Below are 12328 nucleotides of genomic sequence, written 5' to 3'. Positions count from 1 at the left end.
AAAATAGCGAATTAGAACAAAAAGCCGCCCCGAAAAGGGGGGGCTTTTTATGTGGAGGTGATCTTAATATGCATTCACTCGGTGACGAGAATGTGATCACATGGTCTATGGATATGGAAGAAAATCTGCTGACGATGTCGAGAATTTTAGAGGAATGGGCTGGTTGCACAAGTAAGACTAAACCGCACAGCCCTAGTTTTTTACGGGAACTTGTAAATGTAGTGGATCGTGATCGATATGATGCTTACATGGAAAGATTAAATGCTGGTCATATCAGTAGTCTTGAGTATCGGATGCAATTACCTACTGCAGGACTGAAGTGGGTTCAAAATATCGGCACGCCTATCCTAAATAAGGAGAACAAGATCTGCCGAATAGATGGAATTATGCTGGACATTACTGAACAAAAAACGGCTCAGATTCAATTAGAGAGCACATTTTCTTTGTATCAACAGATGTTCTCTAATCTAGATGTGGCGGTTTGGTCTTACGATTACGTATCTAAGAAAGTGTTATTTATATCGGATGCCATTCTCAATATCACCGGTTATTCCGTTGAGCAGGCGAAAGAGGATGATTTTTGGCTTCGTATTGCTTATAAGGAAGAAAATCCCTTGATTCAAGAGATCATATCATCAGTTGGTCAAGGGATTCCACAACTTAGTGAATATCGAATTATCCACGCAAGTGGTGAGCCTCGATGGCTACAGGTCAGAATCATACCCAGTCTAGATGAATCCCAAGCGGTAGTTCGGCTTGATGGGATCTTGGCAGATATTACTGAAAGAAAGTTAATGAAGGAGGCTTTACTCAAAAGTGAACAGCGCTATAAATCCTTATTTGACTATAACTCAGACGTCGTATGTGAGGTGAATCTGCAAGGTAATATTTTGGCAATCAATTCTGCGGCACAGCAAATTACTGGAGAAGCTTTAAGTATGGTCGGAGAGAACTTGTCCATCATGAATCTATTTGGAGTAGAAAATATAACGAGGATGTCGGATTATTTCGGAAGAACAGTACGGGGATCTGCTCAGCATTATGTTGTTGCCTCTTCGCGTAAGGATGGATCAGTGAGCCACTGGACTATGAAAAACATCCCAATTTATGTGAATAGTCGTATTGTGGGTGCTTTTGTTGTCGCTAAAGATATAACATCAACAGTAGAAGTAGAACAAAAGCTGGCACAGCGAGAAGCAGAGTACAGACTAATTATTAATAACATGAAGGATATGATGGGGGTTCTGGATCAGAAAGGAAATTTCATTGTAGCCTCCCCCTCCTGTGAGACCCTAATCGGTATTCCTGTAGGTTTAATCAAGGACACTACCATCTTAGAGTATATCGATCCAGATGAGCAAGAAAGCTTGCGTGAACAAATAACAAATATTTTTCGGACAAAAGCAAGTAAGATGTTTTACAATCGTTTTATTCACACAAAAGGTTATATCTTAAATTTAGAATGTCTTGCTACTCCCGTTCTAGGTGAGGATGGAGAAGTAATGAGTATCGTAATTGTAGCAAGAGACATTACCAAGAGAGTCCAAATGGAACAAGAATTAAGGGAAAGCGAGGAATTCAATCAGCAGCTGATCAAGATGTCGCCTGAAGCGGTCGTTCTGCATAGCGATTATAAGTTTGTTTATGTAAATTTCTCTTGTCTTGGATTATTTGGAGTTAGCGATGAGAGTCAATTGATCGGTAAAAATATTTTCAATTGGGCGCATCCGGAGTATCTGCCGCTGGCGAAAGAACGCATGCGTGAGATCTATAAAGAACCCTATAAGGTCTTAGTTCCTATTGAACAAAAGGTCGTACGTTCAGATGGGACGATTATCGATGTAGAGGTAACAGCTAGCTCCATTTTGCACAAAGGAAAAGTCGCATGTATCTCTATATTTAGGGATATAAGTGATCGAAAAAAAGCAGATGAGGATAGACAACATACAGAGCAGATTATTCGAGAGAGTGAGGAACGGTATTTTCGCCTGCAAACGAGTCTCGATCAGTTCTCCCAAGATCTTTTTGGTGTGATGAAGATTAGTCATATGGAGCAGCGGTTACTTAGAGAAGTCCGAGAAACTCTGCAGATAACAAATATAAAATTTATCGCAGTTGAATCTAACCATGATAAATTATGTGAAATTATCGAGACGGAGCAAGGGTATTCACTCAAGATCGGGGAGTCCCGAGGAAAGAGTTACTTGCTGTCGATTAACGAGAAGACGCTTTTACTAGAAATCGGTTCTATTCGAGTGTGGCTGGAGACGATTACCCGTTATGTCAGTGTTCTCTTTGATCATTTTTTGCTTATCGAAGATTTAACGAAGGATCTTGAGCTAGCAGCTTCCAAGCAAGTGGCGCCTACATGGCTTCTTCGCTTTATGTTTAATTTATCCGAGAATGAGCGAAAAAGACTTGCTCAGGACTTACACGACTCAGCGCTCCAAGAACAGATTATCTGGTATCGTAAGCTGGATTTTCTTTTGGGTGAAAGGTCCATTAATGGGGAACTTAGAGAACAACTAGAACAGATCTCAGAAGGTTTACTTGATGTTATTTATCAACTGCGGATTATTTGTAACGAGCTCCGACCTCCTGCATTAATCAATGAAGGTCTTATCTCCTCGCTGGAGACGTTGTTTGAATTTACGCAGCTACGTACCAACTATCAGATTTATTTCGAGTCTGAAGGATTCACGCATAAGTTAGATGATGAAGTGCTTATAGGTCTGTACCGTATTGTGCAAGAGCTTTTAGCTAATGCAGCAAAGCACTCTTTTGCGACAGAAGTCCACATCACCTTAGCTAGTGAAGACAATCATATTCATTTGGATTATAAAGATAACGGAATCGGAATGAATTTATTTGGTGAGGATTCACTTACAAGTATGGGGATTTATGGGATGAAGGAAAGGGTTCGAAGTATGGATGGGTCAATAGTATTCCGATCGCCAGATAAAAAGGGATTAGCGGTCAATATATCTATACCTGCAGATTAATCATGCGGCATAACAATTGGATAGAGGGGTAGTCATAGGCATGATTCAAATATTGTTAGTGGATGATCATCCATCTGTTATGGAAGGGACTAAAATGATATTAGAGCAAGAGGGAGACATGAAGGTTACTCTAGCTAATTCAGCGGATGAAGTGCTTGAAATGGTGAGTAGTCATTCCTTTGACGTAATGTTATTTGATCTTCATATCGCGGATGTGAATGGGATTGATTTGGCGAAGCAAGTATTAACAATGAACGCGGATGCGATTATCTTAATCTACACCGGATATGAATTTACTAACAAATTTAACCTGATGATAGAATCGGGGATCTTTGGGTTTATCTCAAAAACAACCAATAGAGAGCAGTTGATTACAGCGGTACGATGTGCATTAAGAGGGGAAGTCATTCTACCGCGGACCTTAGTCAAGCAGTTAAGAAAAGTACCGCCTAAAGGATTAGAAATCAATGATGAACAAGCAACCTCCATGATTAGCAAAAGGGAACATGAAATGCTGACGGAAATCGCAAAAGGAAAAAGTAATAAGGAAATAGCGGAGATTGTGCTTATGAGTCAGCGGTCACTAGAATATAGTTTAACGAATTTGTTCCAAAAGCTAAATGTGAAATCTAGAATTGAAGCGGCTATAAAAGCTAAACGGCTCGGAATATTGAAGGAATCAGATTTTACTAATTCATTGTGAAAATACGTAACAACCCTATAGATTGAAATCCCGATCACTAGATAGTGAGGCGGGATTTTTTGTTTTGCGCGTCATTGCGGAGGTACGCAATAATTTTGCGTGATCACGCTATTTATTTTCGGTTACCATATTCTTCTTACCGTTTATGATGAAATAGTTCCTAAGAATTACTAAAAATTGACTAACGTAATGAGGTGCAGAAGGATGAAATGGTTTTATAATTTGAGAACAGCAGTGAAGCTAATCTCAGCATTTGTGTTGGTATCAGTCATTTTATGCTTTGTAGGATTCTATGGAATAAGTAATTTGAGTAAGATGGATGAGTCCATCGAGGATATGTATAAAAATCGCTTAACACCGATTGCCTATCTCGGTGAAGCGAATGAACTTTTTTTAACGAATAGAATAAACATCCGGGATATAAATACGATGGCCCAAACCGAGGTGAAGAAAAAAGAATATCGGGATAAATTACATAAGAATGTCCAAAGCATTGAAGACATCATGAGTAAATATAGTAAGACAAGATTGAGAGAAGAAGAATTAGAGAAAATGAAGGATTATCCTGAGATCTGGCAACGCTATACCACCAGCGTGGATCATGCAATTGAATTGGATAAGAAGATCATTAGTAATGAAGAATATACGAATTATTTGCTAACAGGAGATTTACAGCTGGCCACTACGGAGATGACGGATTTCTTGCAAGGTTTAATTGACATCAATATGAAGCAGGCACAGGAATCCAGTGATAACGCCAATGAATTATATCAATCCTCTCGGTTGATTACCTTTAGTGTTACTATCATTGCACTTTTAATCAGCGTGGGTTTTGGCTATCTAATCTCGCAAATTATAGCACGGCCTCTTAATCAAGTGATGCGCCTGCTAGGTAAAGTAGCCAATGGAGACTTAAGCGAAACTTCGAATCTAAATTCTAAGGATGAGATCGGAAAACTTGCGAATTCTGTGAATGAAATGGTTCTGAACTTAAGGCATACTGTGGGGGGGATTTTGTCCTCTGCGGAAAGTGTCTCGGCGGCAGCACAGCAAATATCAGCAAGTACTGAGGAAGTAGCTAGCGGCAGTATGAGTCAAGCCACTGCAGCGCAAACGATGAATGAGTTGTTCCGAGAATTGTCTGAAGCGATTAATTCAGTAGCTCAGAGTGCAGAGCAAGCCTCAGAGCTGTCAGATCATACGATGCGTATTGCTCAGGATGGAGGTGCGGTGGTTACTGACTCCATTCAAGGGATGACGTTACTTAACAACCAAATGTCTAGACTAGAAGAAGGCTCAGATAAAATTGGCGAGATCATTGCGGTCATTGATGATATTGCAAAACAGACAAATCTGCTGGCTCTTAACGCAGCTATAGAAGCGGCTCGTGCAGGTGAACAGGGCCGAGGTTTTGCCGTTGTAGCGAATGAAGTAAGAAAGCTAGCAGAGCGGAGCAGTGAGGCTACTAAGCAAGTCACGGACATTATTAAAGAAATGCAGAAGAATACGCAGCATAGCGTGAAGGCTGTAGTCGAAGGCGTAGCATTTTCACAAAAAAATGGGGAAGCCTTTGATCATATTCTCTCTATGGTGAACGATACCGCTCATAAAGTAACAGAAATTGCTGCTGCCAGTGAAGAACAGGCCGCGCAGTCATCAGAAGTGTTGTACTCGATCGAGAGCATATCGGCAGCAACGGAAGAAATGGCGGCAAGCAGTAGTGAAACGGCAACAACGGCTAATGCATTAGCACAGCTTGCGGAGGAACTAAATGCACTCGTATCTATTTTTAAAGTTAAATAAGCCGTGTCATGGGGATCATCATTGATAGGAGAGGAGAAGTAGTGCAAAAGTTAAAGGTGCTCGTTGTAGCTACTTCAGTAATGATGCGTAAACAGATCTCGAACCTTATTGCGGAGGATTCAATTATCGAGGTCATTGGAGCAGCTCGAAATGCATCCGAAGCGGTTAGCATGGTTCAAGAACTCAGGCCTGATGTCGTGACGATTGATATAGAAGTGCCAGAATTGAATAGTTTAGTAGCGCTCTCTAGTATTATGTCGCAACGTCCAACCCCTATCCTTATCCTAAGCTCGGGATCAAAGGATGGAATAACAGCAACTATCACAGGTCTACAGAACGGAGCTGTAGATTTTATATCCAAGCCCACTCAAATCCATGGACCTGATTTGTCCCAAATAAAAGACGAGCTAATATTCAAAATTAAACAAGCTGCTCAAATTCCTTTGAGAACCCTTATCCTTAACAATATTACTGTTTCGAAAGTGATGACAGGACTACAGGCAGAAGACAATTCTAAGAACGGATGTACGGAAGAATTCGATCAAATCGTAGCCATAGGATGTGGAGTTGGTGGTCCGAAGGCGCTTGAAATCGTAATTAGCTCGCTCCCGGCAAACTTCCCATATCCTTTATTAATCGTTCAGCATATGCCACCCAAGTATACGAAAGTACTAGCAGAACGATTGAATCGATTCTCAAGTGTACGGGTGGTTGAGGCGAAAGATGATCAATTGGTACATGGCGGAACGGCATATATTGCACCTGGTAATTGTCATATGACCGTAGTTCAGCAAGGGCAAGTATGTAGAATCAAACTTCACAAGAAAGCTTCAGTGAACGGATACCGTCCATCCATTGATGTATTGTTCGAATCGATTTCTGGACTGAAAATCTTGAAGCAGCATTTGATTCTAATGACCGGAAGGGGAAACGATGGCGCGAGAGGCATGCTGATTGCCAAACAAGCTGGCGCCCAATCTACCCTTGTAGAGTCGCAAGAGACTTCGATTGTAAATGAAATGCCTGAAGCGGCGGTTGAGCTCAAGTGCGTGGATTATGAAGTTCCTTCATTTTTGTTAGCCTCGAAGATTATGGAGGTTACGGGGATGTTGGACGAACAAATTTGATGAATAATCATTACCATAGGCGTTGGTAGGAGGAAAATCCACCAACGCTTTTTTATGTAAACCTAGGGTTTCATCCCAAGTGGGGATAAAATTCCTATAGATTATTCCATGTTGACACCTCCAAATGATAACGATTATCATTTGAGTTGTGAATGGCTTTAATTGTATTGGCGAAGAAGGAGAGGCTTTCGATGGCTTTAAAAATATTGAATTTGGAGATTCATGATCTTTTTGAACAATTTACAGAGCGGATAGAAGGGCATGTTGAGCACAACCAGTGGGAACAACGTCTTACCATACCCTCGCATATCGGTCAGGGAAGCATTACACGTACGCGGATTCGTCCAGGTATGGAGATCATGTATACGGATATAACTTACGAACAAGATATGAAGCTCTACATTCAGGAAGCTTGTCCGTTATTCGAACTAAGCTATAACGTGAGTGGAGAAATCTATTGCGAATGGAACGGCAAGGAAAGTCACACGGAGAAACAAACAGGCAATGTTCTTTTTTTAGAGGATGTTCAGGTGTATGAAGAGAAAAAAGCTGGTGTCTCCAATCAATTGTTAGAAATACGGCTAGCTCCTAGCGAACTGCTGTATTATGCCGGAGATCTAGCGGAGAAACAGCAGATGGAGACCTGGCTTAAACATCATCATGGAAATATTGACCGTTATCCTGACACTGCGGCGATTCGAAAATGTGTCTTTGAAATGATCCATTGTACTTATCATGGAACATTGAGACGATTATATATGGAGAGCAAAGCGCTTGAATTTATCGCTTTATTTGGGGAGTCCGATGGTTACGGCTCTATGAGCGGGAGTATGACGTTCCGGCCTGATGATATTATAAATCTAAAGCGGGTACATGAGTTGGTGCAAATCCATTTCGAACAACCGCTGTCCATACGTGAGTTAGCCAAGCGGGTAGGCATCAATGAATTCAAGCTAAAAAAGGGTTTCCGTGAGTTATTTGGCATGACGATCTTCGAGCTTGTTCGTATAAAGCGGATGGAGAAGGCACTTTGGTACATGGAGGTAGAAGGTTTGAATATAGGAAAAACAGCCGTTTCGGTCGGATATAGTAATGTCAGCAATTTCACGACAACCTTCCGTAAGCACTACGGCTGCAATCCAAGCGAGTACTTAAAACGTATCGAACAACAGACTTTGGAGCGAAATAGGATCTAGAATGATTTGTACTTACAGATGGCTTCATGCAGTAGGACATAGGGTTCGGAATCGAACACTATATTCTGCCTGTTTGAGGTTTTTTTGTGTTTGCTCCCTTATCAAGGAGTAAACCTCCCTTAACAGGTAGAGAAAAAGACTATTATAATTGATAATCATTATCATAGATTTCATGAAGAGGTGGTCATACAATGCAAGAAGTTGATTCGCGACGTTGGTATGCGCTATGGGTTATTCTACTTCCAACATTACTCATTTCATTGAATACTTATATGATTCAAGTCGCCCTTCCATTAATGCAACATCGCTTGAATGCGAGCTTCTCTGAAGCACAGCTTATCGTCACCGGATTTTCGCTAGGATTAGCTGTGGCGTTGATCATTAGTGGTAAGCTTGGGGATATATACGGCAGAAAACGAATGCTGATTATCGGAGTGAGTGGATTTACGATTATGGCAGTGTTGGGTGGTTTGACCTCAGATCCGACACTTCTGATTGTTATTCGAATCGTACAAGGTATGGCAGCTGCGCTTATCCAGCCTCAGGTTTTGTCTACACTTCAGGTCAGCTTTCTGCCAAAGGAAAAAGGGCTTGTTTTCGGTATTTATGGTGCAATGATTGGCATTGGATTCGCTTTCGGATTCATTCTCGGAGGCACTATTGTGAATTGGAATCCGTTCGATCTCGGTTGGCGGACGGTATTTTTTTTCAATGTGCCGTTCGGACTTCTCGTCTTGCTGTTAATGCCGATTGTTCCTGAAACACGAGCCGAGCAGACGCACAGTATTGATTGGACGGGAAGCTTCCTACTGCTGATCAGTTTGTTTCTGCTGATCTATCCGTTATCTGAGGGACAAAAACAAGGGTGGCCCTTGTGGATCTCAGGCTGTCTAATTATAGCTTTATTCGTGTTGTTTACTTTTATCTGGGTTGAAAATCGGAAAGGAAAGCAGGGGAATTGTCCATTAGTCGATCTGTCTATTTTCAGACATAGAACATTTAGTATAGGTCTGGCGACCGTGCTTGTCCTTTATCTAGGCATGTTCTCCTTCTTTTTTGTTTTAAGCTACTATATGCAATTTGGCTTGCACTATAATGTTCAAGATACAAGTTTGGTTTTTTTGGCTATAGGTATAGGCTTTTTTCTGACTTCCCTAATCTCGTCTCGAATGGTCAAAAGATGGGGGATGAGTGTACTTAAAATAGGAGCGCTGATGATGGGATGCTCTAGTTTATTGCTTATATGGGAGCTAAATGTGGATGCGACGCATCTGCTGGGCGCACGAAATATTTTAATAATATTGATATATGGCTTCGGTCTCGGCATGGCTACTACACCATTAGTCAACGTCACGCTCAGTTCAGTACCAGCAAGGATTACGGGCACAGGATCAGGTCTGATCACTACATTTATGTATTTAGCAAACACGTTAGGGGTGGCTCTAATCGGTATTTTGTTCTCCACTTCGTTGAAACATTCTCTTTTGGAAGCAGATTTATCGGATTATGTAAGGGCGTTTTCCTTCTCACTGGCAGCTATCGGAGGACTTGCTTTTACTGGTTTTGTTTGTCTTTGTTTCTTGCGAGAGCGGAAATGATAGAGGAGGAATCAAGTTTTCTTGTTCTGTGAGCAATCTAACAACCGTTCTCTTCACTTAGTTTTATAGTATTTACAGGAATAACATAATTCCATTTAATGTTAATCCGCCAAGCTATGAAGGGGACGGTGCGAGCATGCCTATTCTAGAGGTAGAGAATCTCTCAAAAGAATATAAAGGCAAGGGCAAAATGAATGTGTTTCGGGCGCTAAACGGCATAAGCCTGAGTGTGGATAGCGGAGAGCTTGTTGCGATTATGGGGCCTTCGGGGAGTGGTAAAACGACGCTGCTAAACATCCTTAGCGGGATCGACACGGAATATAGTGGGGTAGTCCGGATTGCAGAGACTAGTATAAGCGAGATGTCTAAGAATGAGCTTGCACTGTTTCGCCGGCAGCGAATGGGGTTCGTTTTTCAAGATTACAATCTGCTGGATAGCCTGACCCTACGGGAAAATATAATGGTGCCCATGGTTCTGGATGACCAAGAGGTAGACGACATCAATACCAAGACAGATGAGACGTTATTGCTCTTTGATCTGGGCGAGGTGAAGGATAAATATCCGTATATGGTTTCAGGAGGACAGCAACAACGAGCGGCGATTAGCAGAGCGATTATTAATGATCCGGAGGTGATCTTTGCGGATGAGCCGACGGGGAATTTGGATTCCAAATCCTCAAGTATAGTAATGAAGACCTTCGCCAAACTGAATGCTCTGAAAGGAGTAACAATTGTGATGGTCACGCATGATCCTTTTGCGGCCAGCTATTGTAATCGCGTGCTCTTTATCAAGGATGGGAAGGCTCTATTAGAGATTACTAGGGACAATAAAGAACGGAGAGCATTTTTTGATAGGATTCTGGAGAGTCTGGCCTTCATTGGAGGGGGAGAAGATGACCTTTAGGAGAATGGTTATTCAGATGTTTAAGGCAAACCTTAGAAGGTACTTGTTATTTTTCCTATGCAGCAGCTTTACGATTATGGTCTTTTTCGCCTTTTACTCCCTGTATACCAACCCTGATTTTAATGACCCCTATCAAGTGAATGGAATGGTGTCCGGTAATTTATATGCTCCTTTCTTGGTTATGAGAGTGTTTGCTGTTCTATTTATTGTATATGCGCAAATGGCCTTTTTGAAATTTAGAAAAAGCGACTTTGGGCTGTTAATGGTGCTTGGAATGACAAGCCACAATATCCGTAAAATTATTTTGTTAGAAAATAGCTTGATTGCATTAGCTTCGATTCTCACGGGTTTAGGTGCAGGGACGGTCTTCTCCGGTCTTTTCTTCTTCATTATCTCGTTGTTTGTTAATATAGGGGGCAGTTCTTTTTCACTTACGCTGGAAAGTTATCTGTATACCATTAAATTCTTCGGGATTATTTACATAGCTGTGATTGGAATCCAATTAATATTAACGCTGAGATACAACATTGTACGCCTTCTAAAAGAATCCAGAACCGCAGAACGTAGCCTTCTTCATGGTAAAATCACAGGGATCATCGGAGTCGTACTACTTGGGATCTCCGTTTATGATATGATTACTCATTACAGTCCTGATGATGCCCGTATGATGTTAATCAATCTGGGAGTAAGTATGGTGGGTGTCTATTTGCTGCTGTCAGGACTTGGGGACTGGATGAAACTTTTTATATCGCGATCAAGCAGAGCCTATCACAAGCATTTAATGTTTAGCTCCGATTTGAACTATACCCTTGGTCGCTCCAAAATAGTGCTTTCTCTTATCACCTTCCTCATCTTCATAACAATTTCTCTAAGCGGTATTATCTTTTATATTACCTGGGATGCTGAGAATATTCCTGTAAAAAACAACCCTTATGATATTGCCTATGCAGAAGTATTCGGGAAAAATAGCCTTCCATCTGAGACACTCAGCGAAATCACGGATCATGGTGCTACACCGCTGATTTCACACCAAACGCTTGAATACATTGATTTGTTCAATTTCAAGGTATTTTTGGATCAAAACATCAACACATTAATCGGCAGTGATTATCATGTGGAGAAAGAACACTTTCTTAATCTTGCCTTAGTTGCTCGAGGAGAAGAATGGAAGAATCAAAGACCAGAGATGCCCAGCTTCGAAATGAAGCTTTCTTCCGGGAATCATACGTTGTACTCACAAGGACTTATATTTAAAATGCTATTTAACCCTGTGCCGAATCTTATGAATGGTCTTCATGTCATTGTTAACGAAGAGGATTATATGGTGCTGAAAGCGGAAAATAAAAAAGCGATCGGTAACCTTCAGCTCCTGAATTTTAAGGATTGGAAAAAAACTGTGAATATAGATGCTAAGTTAAATGCCGCTTTAGCCAAATATAACAAAGACAATACAGAGTCCTGGTATGGCAATGAACGGCACGAAGCTCTCGTATTCTCTACGAAGTCTAGAATAAGTGACTATCTACAGTTACAGGAGTCTGGCCGATTTGGAATCTTCGTAATTTCATTTGTTGGTTTAATATTTTTCGGCGCCTCCGGGATAGTGCTGCATTTCAGTATTCAGACCGATTTAGAGCGTGAGAGGATCAAATTCAGGAAGCTGAACAAGATTGGAATTACTTCTAAGGACGTGGCTCGCATTATAGGCGGCCCTTTAAAAGTGCTGTTTTTTCTCCCGTATGCATTAGGTATTGCATTGTCTTCTTTTTATGTTGTTAGTTCTTCCAGGGTTGAAATGTTTACAGCTCTGGAGCCGATGTGGTTTTGTTTGTTGGTAGGTGGAGCGTATCTTTTATTACAAGTCCTCATTTATCGTATATACACCAAAATATACACACGCAATATGCTAGCACATATCGAACTGCTTGATGTTCCCACAACGAATAATACAAGATGTAAATTTAATTCCAATTATGATAATATTAACAAATAAAA

Annotated in this window: 8 protein-coding genes; all 8 read left to right on the top strand. The window is 41.1% G+C overall.

From position 1 onward, the window contains the following. Positions 1-68 precede the first annotated feature (68 nt). The 8 genes from MKY99_RS21545 (at position 69) to MKY99_RS21510 (ending at position 12326) form a co-directional block, all read left to right on the top strand. Positions 69-3002, top strand: coding sequence for a PAS domain S-box protein (locus MKY99_RS21545; RefSeq protein WP_339266262.1), 2934 nt, complete (start codon positions 69-71; stop codon positions 3000-3002). Between the two features lie 40 nt (positions 3003-3042). Beyond that, on the top strand, positions 3043-3705 hold the full coding sequence (locus MKY99_RS21540) for a response regulator transcription factor (RefSeq protein WP_076284516.1): 663 nt from the start codon (positions 3043-3045) through the stop codon (positions 3703-3705). A gap of 204 nt (positions 3706-3909) precedes the next feature. Continuing rightward, positions 3910-5508 carry a methyl-accepting chemotaxis protein gene (locus tag MKY99_RS21535; protein ID WP_076284517.1) on the top strand — a complete coding sequence of 533 codons (1599 nt, stop codon included), beginning with the start codon at positions 3910-3912 and terminating at the stop codon, positions 5506-5508. Positions 5509-5549: 41 nt separating this feature from the next. Further along, positions 5550-6635, top strand: a complete 1086-nt coding sequence (gene cheB / locus MKY99_RS21530) for a chemotaxis-specific protein-glutamate methyltransferase CheB (protein WP_339266259.1) — start codon at positions 5550-5552, stop codon at positions 6633-6635. Between the two features lie 191 nt (positions 6636-6826). Next, the gene (locus tag MKY99_RS21525) at positions 6827-7831 is read left to right on the top strand and encodes an AraC family transcriptional regulator (RefSeq protein ID WP_339266258.1); all 1005 of its coding nucleotides are present in this window, start codon (positions 6827-6829) and stop codon (positions 7829-7831) included. A 191-nt stretch (positions 7832-8022) separates the two neighbouring features. Beyond that, positions 8023-9429 (top strand): MFS transporter, encoded by a 1407-nt coding sequence (locus MKY99_RS21520; RefSeq protein WP_339266257.1) that lies wholly within the window; start codon positions 8023-8025, stop codon positions 9427-9429. A gap of 136 nt (positions 9430-9565) precedes the next feature. Next, positions 9566-10333, top strand: a complete 768-nt coding sequence (locus tag MKY99_RS21515; RefSeq protein WP_339266255.1) for an ABC transporter ATP-binding protein — start codon at positions 9566-9568, stop codon at positions 10331-10333. Continuing rightward, positions 10323-12326 (top strand): ABC transporter permease, encoded by a 2004-nt coding sequence (locus MKY99_RS21510; protein ID WP_339266254.1) that lies wholly within the window; start codon positions 10323-10325, stop codon positions 12324-12326. Before MKY99_RS21515 ends, MKY99_RS21510 begins: the two co-directional genes overlap by 11 nt. Positions 12327-12328 lie beyond the last annotated feature (2 nt).

The organism is Paenibacillus sp. FSL R5-0470, from assembly GCF_037975205.1.
Lineage (GTDB): Bacteria > Bacillota > Bacilli > Paenibacillales > Paenibacillaceae > Paenibacillus_AQ.
This window is presented reverse-complemented; position numbering and strand designations above follow the sequence as displayed.

Bases quoted from the DNA above. Each gene is read 5' to 3' on its own strand.
- MKY99_RS21515 (WP_339266255.1), top strand. From the start codon at position 9,566: ATGCCTATTCTAGAGGTAGAGAATCTCTCAAAAGAATATAAAGGCAAG.
- MKY99_RS21545 (WP_339266262.1), top strand. From the start codon at position 69: ATGCATTCACTCGGTGACGAGAATGTGATCACATGGTCTATGGATATG.
- MKY99_RS21510 (WP_339266254.1), top strand. From the start codon at position 10,323: ATGACCTTTAGGAGAATGGTTATTCAGATGTTTAAGGCAAACCTTAGA.
- MKY99_RS21540 (WP_076284516.1), top strand. From the start codon at position 3,043: ATGATTCAAATATTGTTAGTGGATGATCATCCATCTGTTATGGAAGGG.
- MKY99_RS21525 (WP_339266258.1), top strand. From the start codon at position 6,827: ATGGCTTTAAAAATATTGAATTTGGAGATTCATGATCTTTTTGAACAA.
- MKY99_RS21520 (WP_339266257.1), top strand. From the start codon at position 8,023: ATGCAAGAAGTTGATTCGCGACGTTGGTATGCGCTATGGGTTATTCTA.
- MKY99_RS21535 (WP_076284517.1), top strand. From the start codon at position 3,910: ATGAAATGGTTTTATAATTTGAGAACAGCAGTGAAGCTAATCTCAGCA.